At 67.2% G+C, this 23,851-nt stretch carries 21 protein-coding genes; 9 read left to right on the top strand and 12 right to left on the bottom strand.

Annotated features, from left to right (window positions below):
* Positions 1-31: 31 nt before the first annotated feature.
* Positions 32-1,072, bottom strand: coding sequence for a universal stress protein (locus tag ACFVVC_RS14350; protein ID WP_387454415.1), 1,041 nt, complete (start codon positions 1,070-1,072; stop codon positions 32-34).
* A gap of 426 nt (positions 1,073-1,498) precedes the next feature.
* On the opposite strand from ACFVVC_RS14350, the gene ACFVVC_RS14345 reads away from it, so the two are divergent.
* A complete protein-coding gene (locus ACFVVC_RS14345; RefSeq protein ID WP_387454748.1) occupies positions 1,499-2,137 on the top strand; it encodes an NAD(P)-binding protein in 639 nt (212 codons plus the stop codon).
* A 52-nt stretch (positions 2,138-2,189) separates the two neighbouring features.
* On the opposite strand, the gene ACFVVC_RS14340 is transcribed toward ACFVVC_RS14345, so the two are convergent.
* Positions 2,190-2,900: a copper resistance protein CopC gene (locus ACFVVC_RS14340; RefSeq protein WP_387454412.1), complete on the bottom strand. Its 711-nt coding sequence runs from the start codon at positions 2,898-2,900 to the stop codon at positions 2,190-2,192.
* A 107-nt stretch (positions 2,901-3,007) separates the two neighbouring features.
* Between ACFVVC_RS14340 and ACFVVC_RS14335 the strand changes: the two genes are divergently transcribed.
* Positions 3,008-4,447, top strand: a complete 1,440-nt coding sequence (locus ACFVVC_RS14335; RefSeq protein WP_387454409.1) for an NCS2 family permease — start codon at positions 3,008-3,010, stop codon at positions 4,445-4,447.
* 57 nt (positions 4,448-4,504) lie between these two features.
* Here the strand turns inward: ACFVVC_RS14335 and ACFVVC_RS14330 are convergent, their stop codons facing one another.
* Positions 4,505-5,809 carry a cation:proton antiporter gene (locus tag ACFVVC_RS14330; protein ID WP_387454407.1) on the bottom strand — a complete coding sequence of 435 codons (1,305 nt, stop codon included), beginning with the start codon at positions 5,807-5,809 and terminating at the stop codon, positions 4,505-4,507.
* A gap of 172 nt (positions 5,810-5,981) precedes the next feature.
* Between ACFVVC_RS14330 and hutG the strand changes: the two genes are divergently transcribed.
* A complete protein-coding gene (hutG, locus tag ACFVVC_RS14325) occupies positions 5,982-6,971 on the top strand; it encodes a formimidoylglutamase (RefSeq protein WP_387454405.1) in 990 nt (329 codons plus the stop codon).
* A gap of 22 nt (positions 6,972-6,993) precedes the next feature.
* Here hutG and ACFVVC_RS14320 read toward each other — a convergent pair whose 3' ends face one another.
* The gene (locus ACFVVC_RS14320) at positions 6,994-7,659 is read right to left on the bottom strand and encodes a response regulator (RefSeq protein ID WP_387454403.1); all 666 of its coding nucleotides are present in this window, start codon (positions 7,657-7,659) and stop codon (positions 6,994-6,996) included.
* Complete coding sequence (locus ACFVVC_RS14315) at positions 7,656-9,236, bottom strand: ATP-binding protein (protein WP_387454745.1); 1,581 nt, start codon at positions 9,234-9,236, stop codon at positions 7,656-7,658. Before ACFVVC_RS14315 ends, ACFVVC_RS14320 begins: the two co-directional genes overlap by 4 nt.
* A gap of 222 nt (positions 9,237-9,458) precedes the next feature.
* Here ACFVVC_RS14315 and ACFVVC_RS14310 point away from each other — a divergent pair, with 222 nt between their 5' ends.
* Genes ACFVVC_RS14310 through ACFVVC_RS14295 form a run of 4 tightly spaced genes read left to right on the top strand, consistent with a single transcriptional unit; the run spans position 9,459 to position 12,948 of the window.
* On the top strand, positions 9,459-10,469 hold the full coding sequence (locus tag ACFVVC_RS14310; protein ID WP_387454400.1) for a Bug family tripartite tricarboxylate transporter substrate binding protein: 1,011 nt from the start codon (positions 9,459-9,461) through the stop codon (positions 10,467-10,469).
* Complete coding sequence (locus ACFVVC_RS14305; RefSeq protein ID WP_387454397.1) at positions 10,466-10,969, top strand: tripartite tricarboxylate transporter TctB family protein; 504 nt, start codon at positions 10,466-10,468, stop codon at positions 10,967-10,969. The genes ACFVVC_RS14310 and ACFVVC_RS14305 overlap by 4 nt, the downstream gene beginning before the upstream one ends.
* On the top strand, positions 10,970-12,559 hold the full coding sequence (locus tag ACFVVC_RS14300) for a tripartite tricarboxylate transporter permease (protein ID WP_387454394.1): 1,590 nt from the start codon (positions 10,970-10,972) through the stop codon (positions 12,557-12,559).
* The gene (locus tag ACFVVC_RS14295; RefSeq protein ID WP_387454392.1) at positions 12,556-12,948 is read left to right on the top strand and encodes a universal stress protein; all 393 of its coding nucleotides are present in this window, start codon (positions 12,556-12,558) and stop codon (positions 12,946-12,948) included. The genes ACFVVC_RS14300 and ACFVVC_RS14295 overlap by 4 nt, the downstream gene beginning before the upstream one ends.
* Before the next feature lie 15 nt (positions 12,949-12,963).
* Here the strand turns inward: ACFVVC_RS14295 and ACFVVC_RS14290 are convergent, their stop codons facing one another.
* On the bottom strand, positions 12,964-13,845 hold the full coding sequence (locus ACFVVC_RS14290) for a fumarylacetoacetate hydrolase family protein (RefSeq protein WP_387454389.1): 882 nt from the start codon (positions 13,843-13,845) through the stop codon (positions 12,964-12,966).
* 207 nt (positions 13,846-14,052) lie between these two features.
* Here ACFVVC_RS14290 and ACFVVC_RS14285 point away from each other — a divergent pair, with 207 nt between their 5' ends.
* Positions 14,053-14,313, top strand: a complete 261-nt coding sequence (locus ACFVVC_RS14285) for a hypothetical protein (RefSeq protein ID WP_387454387.1) — start codon at positions 14,053-14,055, stop codon at positions 14,311-14,313.
* A 173-nt stretch (positions 14,314-14,486) separates the two neighbouring features.
* On the opposite strand, the gene ACFVVC_RS14280 is transcribed toward ACFVVC_RS14285, so the two are convergent.
* The 5 genes from ACFVVC_RS14280 to ACFVVC_RS14260 form a co-directional block, all read right to left on the bottom strand.
* Positions 14,487-14,732 carry a hypothetical protein gene (locus ACFVVC_RS14280; protein ID WP_018763066.1) on the bottom strand — a complete coding sequence of 82 codons (246 nt, stop codon included), beginning with the start codon at positions 14,730-14,732 and terminating at the stop codon, positions 14,487-14,489.
* Between the two features lie 162 nt (positions 14,733-14,894).
* On the bottom strand, positions 14,895-16,487 hold the full coding sequence (hutH, locus tag ACFVVC_RS14275; protein ID WP_387454384.1) for a histidine ammonia-lyase: 1,593 nt from the start codon (positions 16,485-16,487) through the stop codon (positions 14,895-14,897).
* Positions 16,488-16,584: 97 nt separating this feature from the next.
* Positions 16,585-18,282 carry a urocanate hydratase gene (locus ACFVVC_RS14270; protein ID WP_387454381.1) on the bottom strand — a complete coding sequence of 566 codons (1,698 nt, stop codon included), beginning with the start codon at positions 18,280-18,282 and terminating at the stop codon, positions 16,585-16,587.
* Between the two features lie 202 nt (positions 18,283-18,484).
* Positions 18,485-19,312, bottom strand: coding sequence for an IclR family transcriptional regulator (locus tag ACFVVC_RS14265; RefSeq protein ID WP_387454378.1), 828 nt, complete (start codon positions 19,310-19,312; stop codon positions 18,485-18,487).
* 180 nt (positions 19,313-19,492) lie between these two features.
* Positions 19,493-21,169: an HNH endonuclease gene (locus ACFVVC_RS14260; protein ID WP_387454375.1), complete on the bottom strand. Its 1,677-nt coding sequence runs from the start codon at positions 21,167-21,169 to the stop codon at positions 19,493-19,495.
* Positions 21,170-21,320: 151 nt separating this feature from the next.
* On the opposite strand from ACFVVC_RS14260, the gene ACFVVC_RS14255 reads away from it, so the two are divergent.
* Entirely contained in the window at positions 21,321-22,811 is a 1,491-nt protein-coding gene (locus ACFVVC_RS14255) for an amino acid permease (protein ID WP_387454373.1), read from the top strand.
* A gap of 81 nt (positions 22,812-22,892) precedes the next feature.
* Here ACFVVC_RS14255 and ACFVVC_RS14250 read toward each other — a convergent pair whose 3' ends face one another.
* On the bottom strand, positions 22,893-23,756 hold the full coding sequence (locus ACFVVC_RS14250; protein WP_387454370.1) for an SDR family oxidoreductase: 864 nt from the start codon (positions 23,754-23,756) through the stop codon (positions 22,893-22,895).
* Positions 23,757-23,851: the final 95 nt, after the last annotated feature.

Genomic DNA, 23,851 nt, shown 5'->3' with positions numbered 1-23,851 from the left:
TGCGGCTGCCTTGCCGGCGGACCTGGTGTGCCTAGGCGGCGTCGCCCAGGATGGGCCCGAACCGTGCCCGGTCGGCCAGGCGGGGGTCTTCCCGGTCCGGGACCACCATGACCGGCCCCTTGGCGTGATGGAGCACACCGTCCGATGTTGAGCCGAGGAGCATGCCGGTGAAGCCGCCGCGTCCGCGGGTGCCCACCACCACCAGCTCCACGTGCCGGCTCTCCTCCACGAGCACATCGACGGGCGAACCATCCTTGAGCTCGTAGTCGGCCCGTAAGTGGGGATAGTGGCTGCGAAGCCAGGCCATGCCGGCGTCCAGGGTGACGCGGATGTCCTCAAACAGGGCCTTCCGGTCCATCGGGGCGGGAACCCAGGCCAGGGAACCGCTGTACTGCGGGACGGCGCAGATCACACGGAGCGCGGCGCCGAGCCGTTCGGCCTGGTCAGCCGCTTCCAGCACGGCCACCCGGGCCTGCTCGGAACCGTCGACGCCGACCACCACGACGTTCTCCACGGGCCGGTGGCCGGATCTGGCCTGCTCTGCCTTGATGCGCCGGTCCTCGGTGGTCTCACCCAGGCGCTCCGAGCAGAACAGCGGCACGGTCACCGTGGGGCATTTGGCGTGCGCGGGCAGCGCGCTGCTGACCGAACCCAGGAGCCGGCCCACGAAACCGCCGCGGCCGCGGGTGCCCACCACCAGGAGCTCTGCGGTTTCGGAGATCTCCAGCAGCACACCGGCGGCGTCACCGTTCTCCACTGAGGAGCTGACCTCGACGTCGTACGTGGAAACCTTCTCCAGGGCCTGCTGGGCGATGGCCTCGGCCCCCTCACGGATGACCGAGTCATCTACGGTGGCGTAGCCTCCGTCCAGGCCGGACGCGGCGAAGATCGGCACCGAATAGGCGGTGACGATATGGAGGGGACGACGACGGCGCTGGGCCTCCCGCGCGGCCCACACGAGGGCGCACTGGCCATGCTCAGAGCCATCGACACCCACCACGATGCCTTCGGGAGCGGCCGGAGAACCACTACCGTCCCGGGCCGGGTCCGGATGCAACTCTTGTGAGCCCATGGGGGCCGCCTCCTCGCGATACTGCCTGATGTTGCGGCTATTCTGCCAGAAAACGGGCCGGGACCCGTGCACCCCGTCCCGCCGCTGCAACGGCGGGAAAAAGACCGCTTCCGTTTCCCACTATTCTCCGTCCCCAGCTGCTTAGCAAGCCTGTTCAGGGGCGCGAATGAGGGTTATCCACAGGCTTTCCGGCCGGTCGCGGAAAGCGCCTTCACCACGGCACGAATGATTTCTCCAATGGGCTATTCACGGCCGCAATTGTTCTGTAGTCTTCAGGACATTGTTGGTCCGGGACGCCAGCTGCAACTTCCTGTCAGGGCGGCCCGGCCATGCGCTGCGACCGTGCTTGGGGGTATCGGGACGCGAGCCGGCGAAGTCGCCGGCAACCTGCCGAAGCTTCGAAGGAGGGAAACTGTAGTGTCAAGCATGCCTGGGAGTGCCGGGACCGAACAGACCACCACTGTGATCATTGGCACCGGCCTGTCCGGGCTGGCCGTGGCCGCTGAACTGCGGCGCCACGGAGTGGACTCCATCGTGGTGGACGGTCTGGACATCCTGGGCGCAGCGCAGCCGGCCAACACGTCGTCGCTGCAGCGCTGCGACGCCGCTGACAGCGACACCCTGCGGGAGCGGAACGAGATCCTGCGCCACCTGCGCAACTACGCCGCAAGCCACAGCGTTGACGTACGGAACACCACCCGGGCTGTGCAGCTGACCATGCTTGGGGGCCAGGAGGACACCTCCGCGCCGCAGTGGCAGGTCCACACGCCCACGGGGATCCTGGTGGCAGACCACATTGTCCTCACGCGCTGCGCCCACAGCCAACTGCGGCGCATGCTCAGCGACTTCGGCATTGCCGTAGGGAAGAACGTGGCAGCAGCCATGCGGGCCATCGGCATCTACCTGGTGGGGGTGGGCGAACTGATCACGCCGTCACCCAAGGAAGTGCTGCGCCAGGCCAAGACCGTGGGCCAGGCGATCTCCGCCAAGGTCAATGTTGGCAACGTCCAGCCATCGGCCGCCGCCTTCCCGGCAACGGGCAGCTTTGCGGTGCTGACCTGCTGACGGCCGTCCGTGTGGCCGCCGGCCTGGAGCTAACTGTCCGGCCAGGAGTCCGCTACCGCGGGGCTTCCTCGTCTTGGTTCCCGTCGTCGGGCGTGCCCTCGTCCTCAGGCATGTCCTCGTCGTCAGGCGTGTCCCCGTCACCGGAAAGCCGTCGCCGGGCCAGGACGCCCAGGGTGACAAGCAAACCAACGGCCACAGCCGCAAACAGCACAATGCTCCACTGGAAGGGCTCGCCCGCACCGGCAGGTGCTGACGGTTCCTCCGTCACCCCAGGCTTCGGGGTGCCTATGCCGGGGACGGCGCCGGCCGGCGTCGAACTTCCCGACGGGGCAGACCCGGCCTGCGCGGCCCCGGGGGCCGCAGCTCCGGCTTGGGCGGAACCCGACGCCGCGGTGAACGTAAACGTCCCCTCGATCGGGTGTGAATCCGCGCTGACCACGCGCCACGCCACCGTGTACGCCCCCGCCGGGCCGCCGGAACGCAGCTTTTGGGTGGCCACGTTGTCTGCGATCAGGACGGAACCGTCAGCCCATTCCGTACCGGACGCGTCCTTGACGGAGAACGAGGAACCAATGCCCAGCGGCGGGTTGCTGAAGGTGACCGAAACTTTATCCGGCGGGGCCGCCAGCGACGCTCCCTGCGCCGGGCTGGTGGATTCCGCAGCATCATGCGCGGAGGCGGGCCCCGCCAGGCCAAGGGTGGCAGCTGCAAGGACGAACAAACCGAGCATCGCGCTCAGCAACTGCCGGCGGACTGGGCGCATGGGCTGCTCCTCGTGTTGGCTTCCTTACAGACTAGGCGAATTTGGCCGCCCCTACCGTGCAGCACCCTTAGGATGCAGGTATCCCCACACATTCCCCCGGAGGACTAATGCTTAAGCAAGGCTCTGCCCTGGACCGGTATTTCAAGGTCACGGAGCGAGGCTCCAACCTTTCCCGCGAGATCCGCGGCGGGTTCGCCACTTTCTTCGCCATGAGCTACATCGTGGTGCTGAACCCCCTGATCCTGTCCGGTCCCGACTCCACCGGGGCAACGCTCGGTTTCACCGCCGTTGCCGCGGTAACCGCGCTCGTGGCAGGAGTCCTGACCATCCTCATGGGCGCGTGGGGACGACACCCCTTCGCACTCGCCACCGGCCTGGGCGTCAACGCCTTCGTAGCCGTGACGGTCGCCCGGAACCCGGGCCTCACCTGGCCGGACATGATGGGCCTGGTGGTCCTCTCCGGCATCACCATGCTGATCCTGGTGCTCACCGGTTTCCGCACCGCCGTCTTCAAGGCCGTGCCCGAGGGCCTCAAGACAGCGATCGTGGTGGGCATCGGCCTGTTCATCGCCCTGATCGGCCTGGTCAACGCCGGGTTCGTCCGGCGCATCCCGGACGTGGCCGGGACCACCGTGCCCGTGGGCCTGGGCTTCGACGGCAAACTGCTGGGCTGGCCCACCGCCGTGTTCGTCTTCGGCCTGATCCTGACCATCGCCCTGGTGGTGCGCAAGGTCAAGGGCGCCATCCTGATCGGCATCATCACCTCGACGGTAGTGTCCGTCATCCTGGAGATGACCCTCCACATCGGCCCCAGCTTTGACGGCAAGACGTCCAACCCGCAGGGCTGGTCCCTGGTGGCCCCCACATTCAGCGGCTGGGCGGCCCCGGACCTTTCGCTGATCGGCAAGGCCAACCCATTCGGTGCGTTCTCCGACCTCGGGTTCGTGGCCGCCACCCTGCTGGCCTTCGTGATCCTGCTCAGCATCTTCTTCGACGCCATGGGCACCATGGTGGGCCTGGCAAACGAAGCCGGCACGGTTGACGAACACGGCAACATCCCCGACGTGGACCGCGTGCTCCAGGTGGACGCCCTCGGTGCCATCATCGGCGGCGGCGCGTCCGTCTCCTCGAACCAGATCTACGTCGAGGCCGGCGCCGGCATTGGCGAGGGCGCCCGGACCGGCATCGCCTCGATCGTCACCGGCCTGCTCTTCCTGGTGGCCATGTTCTTCACCCCGCTGATCAACCTGGTCCCGTTCGAGGCCGTAGCCCCGGCCCTGGTGGTGGTGGGCTTCATGATGGTGTCCCAGGTGGGCAAGATCGACTGGCAGGACTGGGGCATTGCCATTCCGGCGTTCCTGACCTTCACCCTCATGCCGTTCACCTACTCCATCGCCAACGGCCTGGGCGCCGGCTTCATTGCCTACGTCCTCATCCGCACGGTCCAGGGCAGGATCAAGGACATCCACCCGCTGATGTGGGCCGTGGCCGCCGCATTCCTGCTGTTCTTCGCCATCGGCCCGATCGAGGCCGCCCTCAGCATGTAGCCACCCGCTGGACGGAAAGGGCTGGTGCGGCGTCTGCCGTACCAGCCCTTTGTCTTTCTATACCGGGGTGTTGGGCGCGAGTCCTTCGTCCCCGGAGACCGCCAGCGCCCGCTTCTCGCGCAGCCGGTCCAGCCGGTTCATCAGCGGCGAGGTGGTGGCCCCGTGGATCACGATGGACAACGCCACCACCAGCCCCACAAACGACCAGAGCCGGTGCGCCTGGTCCGCGAAATGGTCTTCCCCCAGCGCAAAGGCCAGGTAGTACAGCGACCCGATGCCGCGGATGCCGAAGAAGGACAGTGCCACGCGTTCGCGCGGCCCGGTCTTGCCGCCCAGCAGCCCCAGCCAACCCGCCAGCGGCCTGACCACCAGCAGGAACGCCAAGGCCACCAGCACCTCCGCCGGTCCGATTCCGGCGAGGAGTCCACGGGCTATGGCACCGCCGAGCAGGACCAGGATCACCACGGTCAGGAGCCGTTCGAGTTGCTCCACGTAGGAATGGAGCACCCGGTGGTAGCCATGGCTGCGCTCGGCCGCACGGATGGTCACGGCACACACGAAGACCGCGATGAACCCGTAGCCCTCCGCCAGCTGCGTCAGCCCGTACGCCAGGAAGGTGGCCGCCAGCGCCACGAAGCCCTCCGAGTGGTTGGAAAGCCGCAGGCTGTCACGGCGGGCGGAGAAGAACAGCTTCGCCAACAGTTTTCCGGTCAGGAAACCCACCAGCAGTCCCAAGGCCAGCCGCCACAGCACGTCCACGCCGAACCATTCGGGAAACCAGGCGGACGGCGAGGCGCCGGCCACGCTGATCGCGATGGCGAGGTAGACGAACGGAAAGGCCAGCCCGTCGTTGAGGCCGGCTTCCGAGGTGAGGCCGAACCGCACCTCATCTTCCCTTTCGACGCCGTCCTCCGCGTCCGCCGGTTCCCCCACCTGCACCTCCGAGGCCAGGACCGGGTCCGTGGGGGCCAGGCTGGCAGCCACCAGCAGTGCCGCGCCAAGGCCCAGGCCCAGGAACCACATGCCCAGCAGCGTCAGGCCCGCGATGCACAGCGGCATGGCGATGCCCAGCAACCGCCAAGTGGTGGACCATCGCTTGCGCCCCACCGGCCGGTCCAGGGCAAGTCCGGCCCCCATCAGCGAAATGATGACGCAGATCTCCGCCAGGTGCATCACGAAGCCGCTGTGCTCCACCGGGTTGGGATCCGGGAGCGAGGGAATCAGCGCAAACGCCCCCATGCCGGCACCGAGGAAGACCATGGGCATGGACAGGGGCATGTTGCGCAGCAGTTTTGGCAAGACGGCGGCGACGAAGACGGCGGCTCCGGCGGCGGCAAAAATGATGTTAGCGGCATCGAACATGGGCGGCCTCCAGCCTGGAAAGGTGCGGGGTTCCGGCACAGGCACGTCACGCTTCGATCTGGCCGACCGCTCTCACCCTATCCCTTGGCCCCCGCGCGCGGGTTCTTGGATCCCGGACAGGACGACGGCGGCGGTGCTGGTTTTTGTGCCCGGCGTGCGGTGAGCTTGGAGCATGCCTTTCCAGTCCCCAGCCGTTGACGTCCCGCCGCAGCCCTGGTCCGGGAGGTACGACGGCGACGGCCCGGACCACCGCCGCTGGTGGCAGGCAGTGAACCAGGAGCGCCAGCCCGGGCCGTTGGACGCGCCGGACGGCCCGGGCACCGGGCACCCATTAGCATCGGGCCGGACGCCGGTGGCCCTGTTGGGCTTCGCCAGCGACGAGGGAGTGCGCCGGAACAAGGGCCGCGCCGGGGCGGCAGCCGCGCCGGCGGCGCTGCGAAAAGCACTCGGCCCGCTGGCGTTCCACCTGGACCGGACCGTTGCCGATCTCGGGGACGTGGTGGTGTCCGGAGACCAGCTCGAGGCCGGCCAGGAACGGTTGGGCCATGCCCTGGCGGCCCTGCTCGACGCCGGCCACCAGACTGTCGTCCTGGGCGGCGGCCACGAAACCGCCTACGCCAGCTACCTTGGCGTCAGTGCCTCTGCCGCGGTCCGCAGCGGACTGCGCCTGGGCGTGCTGAACCTCGACGCCCACTTCGACCTCCGCGATGAAGCGGTTCCCAGTTCGGGGACGCCGTTCCTGCAAATGGCCCGTGCGGAAGCGGGCGCCGGACGCGACCTCCGTTACGCGGTCGTCGGCATCTCGGAGCCGAACAACACCCGGGCCCTCTTCGACACCGCCGGAAAATTGGGCGTCCGGTATCTGCTGGACGAAGACTGCGAGGCGGAACGCGTCCGGGGTTTCGTGGCGGACTTCCTGGCGGAAATCGATGTCCTGTACCTGACCATCGACCTGGACGTGCTGCCGGCGGCGGTGGCGCCGGGCGTCAGCGCCCCCGCAGCCTATGGTGTGCCGCTCGCCGTCATCACGGCCGTGTGCCGGCAGGTGGCGCGGAGCGGCAAGCTGCTGCACCTTGACGTGGCGGAACTGAACCCCGCGTTCGACATTGACGGCCGGACCGCGCGGACGGCCGCCCGGCTGGTTGATACGCTGCTGCGCTGACAGTCCTTGGCGGCCGGCCGGGTCAGGCCTTTAGGACGTAACGCCGTTCCGGCCGCCCCACACCGTACTTGAGCCGGACATCGAGGGTGCCTTCGTCATGCAGGTATTCCAGGTAGCGGCGGGCGCTGACGCGGGACGTTCCGAGCTCCTGGGCCACCTCCGCGGCGGACACGTCACCGGCGGCAGCGTTAAGGGCGGCCTCCACCAGTTTCAGGGTCTCGATGCTGCACCCCTTGGGCAGCGGCCGTTCGGCGCGGTCCAGGCCGAACACCCGGTTGACGTCCGATTGCTCGGCCACGTCTTTGGCCGCATCCAGGCCCAGGTACGCACTACGGTAGTGCTCCAGCCGCTCCTGCAGGTCAGACTGGGAAAACGGCTTGATCAGGTAATGGACAATACCGCCCCGGAGCGCTTTCCGTACCGTTTCGACCTCTCGGGCGGCACTGATCACCAGGACGTCCAGTTCGGGGGCCACGCTGCGCAGCCGGTGCATGAGGTCCAGGCCGTTGGCGTCGGGCAGGTGGATGTCCAGCAACACCAGGTCGGGCCGGAGCCGTTGGGTCTCGGCAACTGCCTGCGTCCCCGTGTGGGCCGCACCCACCACCGTGAAGCCAGGTGTGCGCTGGATGAATCCGGCATGCACTTTGGCCACCATGAAGTCGTCGTCGACGATCAGGACTTTGATCATGCCTGGGCACTCCCTCGTTTCAGCACGGCCGTAAAGACCGCCCCGTGGTCATTGGCCACCGTCAGGTTGCCGCCGCCGCGGCGGCAGATGACCCGGGACATCGCCAGCCCGAAGCCGCGGCTGCCCGCCGGCCCGGGTTCCTTGGTGGTAAAGCCCTGGCGGAAAATGTGGTCGGCCGAACCACCCGGGACGCCGGGACCGTTGTCCCGCACTGTCACCACCACGTCACCCCCGGCCCCGTCCTCCACCTGCACGCTGACGGCTGCCTGCGGGAGCCCGGTGACGGCGTCGAACGCGTTATCCACAAGGTTCCCCACCACCGTGGTGAGGTCCCGGGACAGCGCATCATCCACCTTGCCCAGCCCTGAGTCCGGATCCAGCTGCAGCGCCACGCCCCGCTCGGCGGCCAGGCTGGACTTGGCGATCAGCAGGGCGGCGAGCGCGGGATCGGCGATCCGGCCGGTCACCTCGTCATTGAGCCGGGTCCGGTCCACCGTGGCGCCGTTGACGAACTGGACCACGGAATCGTACTCGCCGATCTGGATCAGGCCGGAGATGACGTGAAGCTGGTTGGCAAACTCGTGCGCCTGCGCCCGAAGGGTGTCCGTGGCGGTGCGGGTGGCGCCCAGCTCATGCTCAAGTTCAGAGAGTTCCGTCCGGTCACGGAGCGTGGCCACCGAGCCGATCACCTTGCCGCGGGACCGGATGGGGACCCGGTTCATCACCACCAGGCGGTCCCCGACGAGCACCAGCTGGTCCGGTCCGGGCTGGTCCCCCGTGAGGACTTTCTCGAGGGCTGGTTCGACCGCCAGGCCGGACACGCGCTTGCCCACGCAATCCGGCGGGAGGCCCAGCAGCGACCGCGCACTGTGGTTGGCCACCGTGATCCGTTCGTGCAGGTCAAGTGCCACCACGCCCTCCTTGAGGCCGTGGAGCATGGCTTCCCGGTTTTCCACCAGGCTGGTGATTTCGCTGGGTTCCATGCCGAGGGTCTGCCGCTTGACCCTGCGGGACAGCAGGAGCGATCCGGCAAGGCCCAGGACACTGGCAACCCCAAGGTAGGTGAGGAGGTTGGGGACGGCGTCGCCCAGCCGCTCCAGCACGGTGGGATAGTTGCGGCTGATGGAGGCTATCCCGATCATGCGGCCGGAATCGTCTAGGACCGGAACATGGGCGGACAGGAGCGGGGCGGGCGTTCCACCCACTACGCCGGTCCAGGCCCGGCCTTCCATCACCCTGCTGTCGCCGAGCTCCAGTGGCTGGCCCAGCAGGCTGGGGTCCGAGGAGGCCACCACGGTGCGGTCGAGTTTCGCCAGCGCCACCCGGGATGAGCCCGAGACAATGCGCACGGACTCTGCCACCGCGGGCAACACGGCACCGCCACGCGGCTCTGTGTCCGGAAGCAGCTCACGCACCACCGGGTTGCCGCCGAGCGCTTCCGCGGCCGACAGGGCTCGCCTGCCTTCGGTCCGTTCGAACGCCGCCGCGGACTGGGCCAGGGAAATGGCCACCACGCCCACCAGTACCGCCAGGACAATGAGCAACTGCAGCAGAAGGTACTGCCCCGCAAGGGACATTCCTCGTCGTCGAGTCACAATGGTCTTCCTGCTGTTCCGGGGGCGATACCCGGGAACTATATCCCAAAGCCCGCGGCAGGGACGCTGCGGGGTCATTGAAGCGTGAACGCAATGAACACAACTTTCTCTGCGTACACAAGAGTGATGGCCGTCACTGCCGCCCCTAGCATCGGAACCACCAGTCAGCCGATGCTGATCAGATTTTGATGAGAAGAGGAATCCATGCGCCAGATCCGCGCATTGCGAGTCGCCGCCATTGCTGCCGGCATCGCCTTGATGGCCACCGGTTGCGGTGCCACCAGCAAGAGCTCCACGGGCACGGAAAGTTCCGGCGCCGCCGCCGGTCCCATCACGGGCCTGCAGATCATGGTCCCCAACACCCCGGGGGGCGGCTACGACACCACCGCACGCGCCGCAGCGAAGGTGCTCGACGACGCAAAGATCTCCACGAATACCGAGGTCTTCAACCTGGCCGGCGCGGGCGGCACCGTGGGCCTGGCCCGGATCGTCAACGAGAAGGGCAACGGCGACCTTGCCATGCTTATGGGCCTGGGCGTTGTGGGGGCCAGCTACACCAACAAGTCCGAGTCCAAGCTGACCGACACCACTCCGCTGGCCCGCCTCATCGAAGAGCCCGGCGCCATCATGGTCGGCAAGGACTCCCCGTACAAGACCATCGGTGACCTGGTGAAGGCCTGGAAAGCCGATCCCGGCTCCATCTCCGTGGGCGGTGGCTCCTCCCCCGGAGGCCCGGACCACCTGCTGCCCATGCAGCTGGCGGGTGCCGTGGGCATCGACGCCACCAAGGTCAACTTCGTCTCCTACGACGGCGGCGGCGACCTCCTGCCCGCAATCCTCGGCAACAAGCTCGGCTTCGCCGCCTCCGGCGCCGGCGAGTACCTGAAGCAGATCGAATCCGGCGAGGTCCGCGTCCTGGCCACCAGCGGCGAAAAGCGCCTTGACGGTGTGGACGCACCCACGCTCAAGGAATCCAACATCGACCTGGTCTTCACCAACTGGCGCGGCGTGGTGGCCCCTCCGGGGATCAGCGACAAGGACAAGGCAGCCCTGATCGCAGCCTTGGAAAAGATGCACGGCACTGAGGGCTGGAAGGAAGCGCTGAAGACCCACAGCTGGACCGATGCCTTCATCACCGGCGACCAGTTCAAGACCTTCCTCACCGAGCAGGACAAGCGGGTGGCGGACGTCCTCACCAAGCTCGGGTTGGCGTGACATCCCTGACCACAGGCCTCAAAGGCCGCTCCGAGCTGGGGGTTGCACTCCTGCTCGGAGCGGCCGGCGCCATGGTGTTCCTGGACGCCAACGGCCTGGTAACCCCGTATTCGAAGTCGGACCCGGTGGGGCCCAAAACCGTCCCGTTCATCGTGGCCGGAATGCTGGTGGTCTGCGCCGTCCTGCTGGCCATCAACGTCCTGCGCGGCGGCAAGGGTGAGGCGGAGGGCGGCGAGGACGTCGACCTGGCGCACCCCGCCGACTGGAAGACCATCCTGCCGTTGGCGGGGGCCTTCATCCTGAACATCCTGCTCATCGACTGGGCCGGCTGGGTCATATCCGGCACTGTCCTGTTCTGGGGCAGCGTCCTGGCCCTCGGCAGCCGCCGTTACGTCCGGGACGGGCTGATCTCCGTGGCACTGTCCCTGCTGACCTTCTACGGCTTCTACCTCGGCCTGGGCATCGCACTGCCGGCAGGCCTCCTGGAAGGAATCCTCTAAATGGACGTCTGGTCCTCCTTGATGGACGGCTTTGCCACCGCCCTGACCCCCATGAATTTCATGTACGCCGTAATCGGCGTCATCCTGGGCACCGCCGTCGGCGTCCTGCCCGGGCTGGGCCCGGCCATGACCGTCGCCCTGCTGCTCCCCGTCACCTACGCCCTGGAACCCACCAGCGCCTTCATCATGTTCGCCGGCATCTACTACGGCGGCATGTACGGCGGCTCCACCACCTCGATCCTCCTCAACACACCGGGTGAATCGTCCTCCGTGGTCACCGCCATCGAAGGCAACAAAATGGCCAAGGCGGGCCGGGCGGCGCAGGCGCTTGCGACGGCGGCCATCGGCTCGTTCGTCGCCGGCACCATTGGCACGGCGCTGCTCGCCGTCTGCGCACCGATCGTGGTGAAGTTCGCCGTCAGCCTTGGCGCCCCCAGCTACTTCGCCATCATGGTGCTGGCCCTGCTGGCCGTCACGGCGGTCCTCGGTTCCTCCCGGCTCCGCGGATTCGCTTCCCTGGGCCTCGGCTTGGCCATCGGCCTGGTGGGAATGGACTCCGTCACCGGCCAGCGCCGGCTGACGTTCGGCCAACCGCTCCTGGCCGACGGCCTGGACATCGTGGTGGTGGCCGTAGCCATCTTCGCCGTGGGCGAGGCCCTCTGGGTCGCCGCGCACCTCCGCCGGACCCCGCTGCACGCGATCCCCGTGGGGCAGCCGTGGATGGGCAAGTCCGACTGGAAGCGCTCGTGGAAGCCGTGGCTGCGCGGCACTGCGTTCGGCTTCCCCTTCGGTGCACTGCCGGCCGGTGGCGCCGAGATCCCGACTTTCCTCTCGTATGTCACGGAGAAGCGCCTCAGCAAGCACCCTGAAGAATTTGGCAACGGCGCCATCGAAGGTGTTGCCGGCCCTGAAGCGGCCAACAACGCTGCCGCCGCAGGCACCCTGACCCCGATGCTGGCCCTGGGCCTGCCCACCAACGCCACGGCCGCCGTGATGCTCGCCGCTTTCACTTCCTACGGCATCCAGCCGGGCCCGCAGCTCTTCACCAGCCAGGGCCCCTTGGTGTGGGCGCTGATCGCCAGCCTCTTCATTGGCAACTTCCTGCTGCTGATCATTAACCTGCCGCTGGCGCCGATGTGGGCCAAGCTGCTGCAACTCCCCCGCCCGTACCTGTACGCCGGCATCCTGTTCTTCGCCACGCTGGGCGCCTACTCGGTGAACCTGCAGTCGTTCGACCTGGTGATCCTGCTGGTCCTGGGCGCGCTCGGATTCATGATGCGGCGCTTCGGGCTTCCCGTGCTGCCGCTGATCCTCGGGGTGATCTTGGGCCCGCGGATCGAGGGGCAGCTCCGCAAGACCCTGCAGCTGAGCGCAGGCGACCCGGCAGGGCTCCTGGGGGAGCCGATCGCCGTCGGGATCTATGTCATTATTGGCCTCATCCTGCTCTGGCCGTTTGCCTACCGGCTGTTCCGCCGGAACCGTCCCGTTCCTGCTCCTGCCGGCGGGGCCGCACCCCTTGCTTCGGAACCCCTTGATGCGGTCCACTCGAAGCAGGATGCCTTCAGTCCCGACCAAAAGGAGCGAACATGACCGTCGTTGTGGGATACGTCCCGACCCCGGAGGGCGAAGCTGCCCTGACGCAGGCCATCACCGAAGCCCGGAAGAACAACACCACCCTGGTGCTGATCAACTCTTCCAAGGGCGAGGCGACCGTGGACAACCGTTTTGCCCAGGACGGCGACATCCAGGACATTGAACAGCGGCTGGCCAGCCAGGGCATCGAGTACCTGATCAAGCGGCCCGTCCGCGGCCATGACGCCGCGGCTGAAGTGCTGGACGCCGCCGAGGAGCACAACGCCGACCTGATCGTGATCGGCCTGCGCCGCCGCACCCCGGTGGGCAAGCTGATCATGGGCAGCACATCCCAGCGCATCCTGCTGGAAGCGGACTGCCCGGTGCTGGCCGTCAAGGCAGGCTAGCCGCGCAGCTTCACCCTAGGCCGTTGCGGCCGCCGGCGCCCGGAACAGCTCCTGGCGCTGGCGGCCCAGGCCTTCCACTTCCACTTCCACCACGTCGCCCGGCTGGAGGTAGGGGAAACGTCCACTCAGTGCCACGCCCTCCGGGGTTCCGGTGAGGATCACGTCGCCCGGTTCCAGCCGTATGTACTGGCTGCAGTGGTGGACCAGGGTGGCTGCGTCAAAGATGAGCTCCGAGGTCGAGGAGTCCTGGCGTGGTTCCCCATTGACCCAGCTGCGCAGCGGGAGGTTGCCGCCGTCGATGTCCTCCGCCGGAACCAGCCACGGGCCAAGGGGCGTTGACCCCGGCAGCGACTTGCCTTTGGTCCACTGGCCCGCAGCCCCCGGCAACTGGTATTCGCGTTCGGAGAGGTCGTTGGCCGTGACGTAGCCGGCGATAAACGCGGCTGCTTCTTCCGGGGAGCCGAGGTAGCAGGCCTCCCGGCCGATCACGATACCCAGTTCCACCTCCCAGTCGTACTTGCCGGAATGCGGAGGGAGCGGGGCCGGATCGAACGGGCCGGCGACCGTATTGCTCGGCTTGAGGAAGACCACCGGAATCGTGGGGGGTGCGGCCCCCGACTCGGCTGCATGGGCGGCATAGTTCATCCCGATACCCACCACGGAGCCGGGCCTGGCCACGGGCGGTCCGACCCGGAGCGCATCCGCGCCCTCAAGGACCGGCAGGTCACCTGCAGCGAGGGCTTCCCGGACCTTGTCCAGGCCGCCGTCGGCGAGGAACCCGCCGTCGACATCGGCGGTCAGTGGCAGCAGGCTGAAGTACCGGCCGGCGCCGTCCGGTGAGGGAACGAACACTGCGGGCTGTTCGCTGCCGCTGTTGCCCAGGCGCATGATCTTCATACCGAATCTCCTCAAGGTGTGGGGGCGGGACTGCTGGATGGGGCCCTGCGGTGCCCGCTTCCATGGTCGTTGATTCCGTTCGGCCCCGCGAACAAACGCTTTGTGACCGTCCCTCCAGGGCTTCAGGAGGGCAGTCATCTGACATATATGGATACTGATCGATAGAATAGTGGAGCCATCCGGCACGAAACACAGAAAGTTCAGTACATGATCACAAGCACTTTGGAGCGCGTCCCCGCCGCTGCCAAGACCGCCGAAGGGCAGGAGCTCCGGTCCATCAGCCTGGAGTTCGCCAGCGCCAGCGAGGTCCATTCAGGACTCAAAGAGGCAGTAGCGGAACTGATTGAGGTGGCAGCGAAGGACGCCGCGTGCGGCATCCTGGTGACCAGGCTGCACCCGGGACGCTACACGGTGGCCCTGGATGAATCCGTTCCCTTTGGCGAGACCTACGAATCCTTCGCAGCCTGATTAGCCGGCGGCGCGCCGACCGGTTTCCTGATGCGCCGGGTGCCTGATCTGCCGGCTGCCGGGCTCGCCTTAACGGCCGGCCCAAGGGCCCCGGACGAACGCTTGGCGCCAATAAAGAATCCCCGCAGTGCCGTGAGGCACTGCGGGGATTCTTTATGTTGCGGGTGCGGGTTTCAGGCGAGGCGGACCTGGACGCCGTCGGACTTCAGGAAGAGCTGCTTTTCCGACAGGTCCGAGGGTCCGGCCGGCACCAGCCAGAGGACGTTGCCGCTCTGCGACACCTCTTCCACTTCCCCGGCTGCCACCACATGCGCATGCTTGATGATTTCGACGCGGTCCCCGGCCTTGAGGGCCTTCCAGTTGGATACCGCGGCGGAATGGGCGTTGCGCCTGGACAGGACTGCCCCACGTGCTTTCATTTGAACTTCTACCCCTTTGTATTGTTCTGCTGCCACAGCTTCGTTGATGTGACTTTCACTACACCATCAGTTCTACTACACTCCGGGCTCCGCCACGGGCAGTGTCGCCGGATATTCCGCACTTCGGACCGGAGCGCAGCAGGTACTGAAGATCCTTCGATTTCAGGCCAGGGAGCCGACGGCGGATTCGGCCGCCCGACGCACCTCCCCCGAGGCAACCAGCCGGTCCGCCGCTTCCAGTTCCGGAGACAGGAAACGGTCAGTCCCCGGACCATCCACCACGGCGCGAAGGGCAGCCACGACGGCGGTGCCCGCCGGGCCCGGCGTCAGCTCCCCACCGGAAAGCTGCGTGCGGATATCCAAGGCCCGCGCCGACGTCACCAGTTCGATGGCCAGGACCCGGCGGAGGTTCTCCACCGCCTTGCGCAGCTTCCGGGCCGCGTGCCAGCCCATGGAGACGTGGTCCTCCTGCATGGCGGAGCTTGGAATCGAATCCACTGACGCCGGCACGGCCAGCCGCTTGTTATCCGACACCAGGCCTGCCTGGGTGTATTGGGCAATCATCAGGCCCGAGTCAACGCCGGGATCGGAGGCCAGGAAGGCGGGAAGGCCATGCGAACGGGCGGGGTCAAGCATCCGGTCGGTCCGTCGTTCGGCGATGGAGCTGAGGTCCGCGACGGCAATGGCGAGGTAGTCCAGGACGTACGCCACCGGAGCGCCGTGGAAGTTGCCGTTTGAGCTCACGCGGCCGTCGGGCAGGACCACCGGGTTGTCGATGGCCGCGGCCAGTTCCCGGGTTGCCACGAGTTCCGCATGGTCAACGGTGTCACGGACGGCACCGGCAACCTGCGGGGCGCAGCGCAGCGAGTAGGCATCCTGCACACGGGAGTCCCCCACCTTGTGGGACGCGACAATCGGCGAATCCGAGAGTACGCGCAGCATGTTGTCGGCGCTGGCTGCCTGGCCGGGATGCGGGCGCAGCGCGGCGTGCAGTTCGGGCACGAACACCTGGTCGGTGCCCAGCAGCGCCTCGACGCTGAGCGCGGCGGTGATGTCCGCCGTCGCCAGCAGCTGGCGGAGGTCGGCGATGGCCATCAGGAGCATGCCCAGCATGCCCTCGGTGCCGTTGACCAGCGCCAGCCCTTCCTTCTCGGCAAGGGTGACCGGCTCTATGCCGTGGCCTGCAAGCAGCTCGGCGACAGTCCGCTCTCCGCGCCCGCCGTACGTGACGCCGTCGGGCCCTTCCGCTTCGCCTTCACCCATCAGCACCAGGGCGCAGTGCGAGAGCGGGGCGAGATCGCCAGAGCAGCCAAGCGAGCCGAACTCGCGGACCACCGGGGTGATGCCGGCGTTCAGCACGTCCACCATGGTCTGCAGCACCACGGGGCGGACGCCGGTACGGCCGGAGGCGAGGGTCTTGGCGCGCAGGAACATGATGCCGCGGACCACTTCGCGTTCCACGGCAGGGCCCATGCCGGCGGCGTGGCTGCGGATGAGCGATTTCTGCAGCTGGGTGCGGAGCTCACTCGGAATGTGGCGGTTGGCCAGGGCACCGAACCCGGTGGAGATGCCGTATGCGGGAGTCTCGCTGTGCGCCAGGCTATCGATGTGCGCGCGGACCTTGGCGACGGTCTCCAGGGCGTCTGGAGCGATGGCCACCTTGGCGTCGTGGCGGGCGACGGCGAGCACGTCCTGGGCCGTGACGCCGACGGGCCCGAGGGTAACAGTGAGCGGTTCGTGGGTGAGGGTGGTCAATTTAAGTTCCTTGTGTTGTTTCATCGACTGCTCCGTAATGGTCCTTTTGGAGTCCCAAACGGCAGTTACGGAGCAATCGATGCGGGGTTTGGCCGGATCAGCGGGTTTCGTTCATGGGGATGCGGACGCCGCGTTCCTTGGCGACGTCAAGGGCTCGTTCGTAGCCGGCGTCGGCGTGGCGGATGACGCCCATGCCGGGATCGTTCGTGAGGAGGCGTTCGAGCTTCTGCGCTGCGAGGTCGGTGCCGTCCGCGACCGAGACCTGGCCGGCGTGGATGGAGCGGCCGATGCCTACGCCGCCGCCGTGGTGGAGGGAGACCCAGGTGGCGCCGGAGGCCGTGTTGAGCAGCGCGTTCAGGAGCGGCCAGTCGGCGATGGCGTCCGAGCCGTCGGCCATGGCCTCGGTTTCCCGGTACGGGGAGGCGACGGAGCCCGAGTCCAGGTGGTCGCGGCCGATCACGATGGGTGCCTTGACCTTGCCTTCCTTGACCAGCTGGTTGAAGAGCAGCCCGGCTTTGGCACGTTCGCCGTAGCCCAGCCAGCAGATGCGGGCCGGCAGGCCCTCGAATTCGACGCGGTCCTGGGCGGCGTCGATCCAACGGTGCAGGTGCGTGTTGTCCGGGAAGAGTTCCTTGATCGCTTCATCCGTCACGCGGATGTCCTCCGGGTCGCCGGAGAGGGCCACCCAGCGGAACGGGCCGAGCCCCTCGCAGAACAGGGGCCGGATGTAGGCGGGGACGAAGCCAGGGAATTCGAAGGCGCGATTGTAGCCACCCTTGCGGGCTTCATCACGGATGGAGTTGCCGTAGTCGAAGACTTCGGCGCCGGCGTCCTGGAATTCGACCATGGCCTGGACGTGCCTGGCCATCGAGGCCTGGGCCTTTTTGGTGAAGCCCTCGGGGTCGGCGGCGGCCTCGCGGTGCCATTCCTCCACGGTGATGCCCTCGGGCAGGTAGCTCAGGGGATCGTGTGCCGAGGTCTGGTCGGTGACGATGTCCACGGTGAGCTCGCCGGCGTTGTGGCGGCGGAGGATCTCGGGGAAGACCTCGGCGGCGTTGCCGACGTAGCCGACGGACCAGCCGCGACGCTCTTCCTTGGCTTTGAGCACCTTGGCGATGGCGGCGTCGAGGTCGGTCTCCACCTCGTCGAGGTAGCGCTTGCCGGCGCGGCGGCGCAGGCGGGTCTCGTCGACGTCGACAATCAGGCAGGCGCCGTCATTCAGGGTGACGGCGAGCGGCTGGGCGCCACCCATGCCGCCGCAGCCGCCGGTGAGGGTGAGGGTCCCGGCGAGGGTGCCGTTTTCGTCCCCGGTGAGCTTGCGGGCGATCGCGGCGAAGGTTTCGAAAGTGCCCTGCAGGATGCCCTGCGTGCCGATGTAGATCCAGGATCCGGCGGTCATCTGGCCGTACATCATCAGGCCCTCCGCCTCGAGCCGGCGGAATTCGGGCCAGTTGGCCCAGTCGCCGACGAGGTTGGAGTTGGCCAGCAGCACGCGCGGGGCCCATTCGTTGGTGCGGAAGACGCCCACGGGCTTGCCGGACTGGACCAGGAGGGTCTCGTCCTTTTCCATGGTTTCCAGGGTGCGGGTGATGGCGTCGAACGCGGCCCAGGACCGGACGGCGCGGCCGGTCCCGCCGTAGACGACCAGATCGTCCGGGCGTTCCGCGACCTCGGGGTCCAGGTTGTTCATGAGCATGCGCAGCGGCGCTTCGGTCTGCCAGGACTTTGCGGTGAGCTCGGTGCCGCGGGCTGCTTTGACCGGGCGGGCACCGGTGGTGAAATCGGCGGGTGCCATGATGGGCTCCTTCGGGTGGTGTCTGTTGGAGGAAAGAAGTTCTGTATCAACTAAAGCCCTTGGCGGTCGGGCTTCACAGGGGTTTTTACGCGGTGCTGTCCGGTATTCCAGACATGGCCGCCGATCCGTTTTGCCTCGCCAGCGATGGTCCTTGGCGGCTTGGACGAAGACCAAGTTCACAGGTCAAGGAGTGCCGGCGGCGCTACTTTCCGGGCCGGCCATGGAGCCGGACCGACAGTTCGTCAGCCACCTTCCGGACGCGGGCGGCCAGGACCGGCCACTCCTGCGCAGGCAGCTTGTCCTCGAGGAAAGTGACGGCAACCGCGGCCGTGGGCCATCCGAGGTGGTCGGTCACGGCAGCGGCAATGGAACCGAAGCCGGGCGTAACCTCGCCGTGTTCGGTGGCGTACCCCCGCTGGCGGACCTGGTCCAGGTGGGAGGACAGCGCGGAGTACTTCATGATGGCCCCCACCACCTCATGCCGTGCGGTGAAGGCGGCGGCGTTCGGGTACAGCGCACGTACTTGCGACTTGGGCAGCGCGGCAAGGATGGCGCGGCCGCTGGCGGTGAGATGGCTGGGAAGCCGGACGCCGACGTCGGTCACCAGCGACGGGCGGTTCTTCGCCCGTTCCTCCACGATGTACAGGACATCACGCCCGTGAAGCACTGCCAGGTGGGCGCTCTCACCGAGGGCATCCACGAGGCTCGCGAGCAGGGGGCGGCCCAGCCGGGACAACGGTTCCTGCCGTGAATAGGCGGAACTGAGTTCGAAGGCGCTGATACCCAACCCGTAGCGTTGCTCCTCGTGCAGGTGGAGGACGAAGCCGTTCGCCTCCATCACGCCCAGCAAGTGGTAGACGCTGGACCGGGGAAGGTCCAGGCTGGAGGCGATCTGGGAGGCCGCCATCGGCCCGCGCTTGGAGGCCAACAGCTTCAGGATGCGCAGGGTGTTTTCCGCAGCAGGGACTTTTGAGGATGCCTTGACCGCCGCGCGGGGCGCCTGGGCTTCGGTGCTTAATGCAGTGCTCATTGGCTGAAGGGGTCTTTCTGGGTAGCTCTGTCCGGTATCCCGTACTTAAGCTTGCGCCCTCTTGCACCCCGCAGCGACGGCGCATGCAAGGTTTCCTGTCTGGAATCCCAGACAGGCGCCGCAGGCCGGACGCCGGTCCAAAAACTCCCAGAACTCAGCTACCCCCGCGTCTTCCTCGTTTCAGCCAGAGAGAACCGGCGGTTCCATGTCCTCGAAGTCCAAAAACAGCTTCCATTCCGGGAAGGGGTCAGTTGGCAGCTCACTCTCGGAAGGACCAGGGTCCGATGGGGCGTCCATGGCCGGCATGTCCCATTGATCCGCGTCCTCCAGCACTTGTGGCGTATCTGCCAGCGGCCGTTTCCCCTGGCCGGCGTGGAGGATGGGCCGGTCAAAGTGGGCAGGCACGTACAAGTCCTGCTGTCCGGACTCCTTCTCCAACGGGGCACCCCACGACGCCTCACTCCAGGCAGGCCAGTGGGTTGGTTGGGGGTCGGGTTGTTCGGGTTTGTAGTGTCGGCCGGTGGGTGAGGTCCAGCCGGGTGGTTCATTCCGCGTGGCCGGGTCGGGGACCCAGGTGCTGGTGTGTTTGAGGCGGTGATGTTTGGGGCAGACCTGTGCCAAGTTTCGGACGTCTGTTTTGCCGCCGTGGTGCCAGGCGGTGAGGTGGTCGGTGTCGTTGTCGGGGGTGTGGTTGGTGCAGCCGGGGAAGGTGCATTTGCGGTCCCGCAGCTGGATCCATTTCTTGATGGTCTCCGGGAGCCGGTAGCGGGTGCGGCCGATCTCCAGGGGTGCCCCGTCGCGGGGGTCGACCAGGACCCGGTAGAACGATTCCGCCCCGTCCGCGACGAGCTTCCGTGCCATGGATGCCGGGATCGGCCCGAATCCGTCCAGCACGGCGGGTTCATCGGTAGGGCCAAGCAGTGAGAACACCGGCACCGTGACCAGGACATCGGCCCGCGGGGTAGGGATTTTCCCAATGCAACGCGTGTTTCCGGCATCCTCACCCTCAGCAGCTCCGGTGCCGAGGAGCAGGGACGCGGCGACGTCGGCGCGCAGCTGGGTCAGGGTCCGGGGCTCCGCAGGGCTTTGGAGGCCGCGGGCGGTGGCGGTGCTGCGGTTCCAGATGGCGCACGCGGTATCCCCGGGCAGGTAGAGCGAAACCCAGGCCATGCGGTCCCGGTCCGGGGCGTAATCCATCCGCCGGTCCGGCACCCTCTTCACATGCCGTTTCGCCAAGGACTCGGGGTGGTGGCGTTCCCGCCAGGCCCGGACCTTCGCCCGGAACCGGGACGGGACAAGCTCACCGGGCGCGGCACCCCGGGCCGGGTTGGGCACGTCGGGGTCGAAGAAGTGCGCCACCAACCCGGCCGCCACGGCAGGGCCCAAACCCTCGGTCTCATCCGCCACAATCCGCGCATGCTGCCACGACACCGCTCCTTCAGCCAGGGCCTCAAACACAGGTGGCAGCGAACATACCCGGCGGGACTGCTCCACCAACGCCCCGGCCGCCCCCGAGCTGATGGTGAGGATCCCGGCGATCTCCTCCACCGCGGACATCTCCGCAAAGGTGCGCTCATGCACCGGGGCGTCCGGCGGGGTCATAGCGTGCTGGAGCCCGACGCTCTCCGCCACATCCCGTGCCTTCACCGCCGCGAGCTGCGCCTCCAACCGGGCCACAAGCTCCAGCCGTTCCAGGCACAGCTCATACCGCCGCTGCAGCACATCCACTTCAGCACCAACATCGGCGCCGGAAGCGAGGGAAGCGAGGGAAGCGTCCTCGAGAACCAGCCCGCTGAGGGCAGCAACAGAGGCAGAAACACTTTCCATCACCGTCGCCAGATCCGCACCGATTCCCATAAGTAAATCTTCCAGCGAGGCACTGACATTCTGAGACGCTCCCGCACAGTCTGGAACCGAAGACAGCAACCAGCCGTGAGCCTCATCACGATGCCTCCGAAAATGGTCTGCTGGTTAGCGGCTCCCCTCCCAATGACGAGAAGGTATTCGCATGCAACCAGCTCCAACCCCAACCCGGATCGACAGCCCGGCGGAACACCAGCAGCCGGCTGCCGCCGTGGCACGCGTCCTCAACCGCGGCCTGAACGTGCGGCACATCCGCTTCATGGCACTCGGCTCCGCCATCGGCACAGGCCTCTTCTACGGCTCCGCGTCCGCCATCCAGAAAGCCGGACCAGCCGTCCTGCTCGCCTATATCATCGGCGGCGCCGCAGTGTTCATGGTGATGCGCGCCTTGGGCGAGATGGCGGTGAGGCACCCCGTGTCCGGCTCTTTCAGCCAATACGCCGGCCGGTACCTTGGCCCCCTCGCCGGCTTCGTGACCGGCTGGACGTACGTCTTCGAGATGGCCATCGTGGCCATCGCAGACGTCACTGCCTTCAGTATCTACATGGGGTTCTGGTTCCCGCAGGTGGAGCGCTGGATCTGGGTCCTGGCCGTCATCTGCTTCCTGGCGGCGTTGAACCTGCTCAGCGTCAAAGTCTTCGGCGAACTTGAATTCTGGTTCTCGCTGATCAAGGTCGCGGCCATCATCGCCATGATCGCAGGCGGCGCCGCGATCATCACGTTCGGGTTCCAGGCCGCCGGTTCAAGTGTGGCACCGGGCCTTGGCAACCTCGTTGACCACGGCGGCCTGTTCCCGAATGGTTTTGAAGGCCTGCTGGCGTCCTTTGCCGTGGTGATGTTCGCCTTCGGCGGGATCGAGACCCTGGGCATCACCGCCGGTGAAGCGGCCGACCCCAAGAAGGTCATCCCCAAGGCCGTCAACACCGTGCCGGTCCGCGTGCTGCTCTTCTACGTCCTGACGCTGGGCGTCCTGATGAGCCTTTTCCCGTGGGACCAGGTGGGCAGCGACGGCAGCCCCTTCGTCCAGATCTTCAGCGGCCTGGGCATTCCGGCGGCGCCGCACATCCTCAATGCCGTGGTGATCACTGCCGCGCTCTCGGCCATCAACAGCGATATCTTCGGTGCCGGCCGCATCCTTTTCGGACTCTCCAACCAAGGCCACGCACCGGCGGCGTTCGGCAAAGTCTCCCGCCACGGCGTCCCTTGGATGACGGTGGTCATGATGGCCGGGATCCTGCTGGTGGGCGTGGTCCTGAACGCGGTCATCCCGGAGGATGTATTCCTGGTCATCGCCTCGATCGCTACCTTCGCCACGGTGTGGGTGTGGGTGATGATCCTGGCATCCCACGTGGCAATGAAGCGGGAAATCGCGCGGAGGGGCCTGCCGGCGTCGGAATTTCCGTCCCCATGGTGGCCCGCCGCGTCAGTCCTCACCATTGCCTTCATGGCGCTGGTGATCGCTATCCTGGGCGCCTTCGAGGACACCCGGGTGGCCCTCTACGTGGGTGCCGCCTGGCTCGGCCTGCTGGTCCTGGCATACCGGCTGTGGGTCAAGGGTGATGGACGACGCCGGGCCCACCTTGAGGACGAAACCTCGGCACTGCCCGTGGTCGGGACCGCCCGCAACAGCGTGTAGGCCCGTCCACGGCGAGAGGTGCCCCGTCCTACCGGGACCGGGCACCTCTCGTTTTCCGCTGCGTTACTGTCTTCCGCTGCCTTACGCCGAAGCCGCGGCGGACCGGACGGCCTGGGCGAGGGACGTCGTCGGACGCCCAATGAGCCGCCGGAGGTCTCCGGTGCTGACCAGGAGGTCACCGCGGGCGATGCCGAGGTCCGAGTCCGCAAGGACCTCGGCGAATCCCTCCGGCACCCCGACGGAGGTGAGCAGGCCGGCGTAGTCCTTGGCGGGGAGGTCGTTGTAGGTGATGGCCTTGCCCGTGGCGGCGCTGATCTCAGCGGCGAGGTCAGCCATGCTGAAGGCTTCGTCGCCGCCCAGTTCGTAGACCTTGCCGGCCTGGCCCTCGGCCACCAGGACTGCTGCGGCGGCGTGGGCGTAGTCCGCCCGTGCAGCGCCACTGACCTTCCCGTCCCCGGCACTGCCCGCCACCGCACCCTGGGCGAGCGTTCCGGGCAACTGTTCCGTGTAGTTTTCCAGGTACCAGCCATTGCGGAGCAAGACGAAGGGGACACCGGATTCGCGCAGGAGCGCCTCGGTGGCCTTGTGCTCACCGGCCAGCAGCATGCCGGTGGTGTCCGCGTTGGCGATGCTGGTGTAAGCCAGCAGTTCCACGCCCTCGGCCCGGGCTGCCTCGATGACGGTCCGGTGCTGTTCGACGCGCTGGCCCACTTCGCTGCCGGAAATCAGCAGCACACGTGTTGCCCCCTTGAGTGCGGCGGCAACAGACGCGGCGTCGGCATAGTCCATGGCTTGGACGTTCACACCGCGCGCGGCGTATCCGGCCAACTTCCCCACGGAACGGCCGGCGGCCACAATCCCGGCGGCGGGCACACCGCGTTCAAGGAGGGCTTCGATGACGTGCTGGCCCAGTTGTCCGGTGGCGCCTGTAACAACAATGCTCACGATGGATCCTTTCGAAGAATTTGATCTGTCGAGGGGCACAACCACGGGTCATCGAGATTACTTCCCCAAAGAGAGTACGCACTTTGAGGTAAGGT

The organism is Pseudarthrobacter sp. NPDC058196 (assembly GCF_042882685.1).
GTDB lineage: Bacteria > Actinomycetota > Actinomycetes > Actinomycetales > Micrococcaceae > Arthrobacter.
The sequence above is the reverse complement of the archived record's forward strand: the minus strand, read 5'-3'. Positions and strand labels throughout refer to the sequence as shown.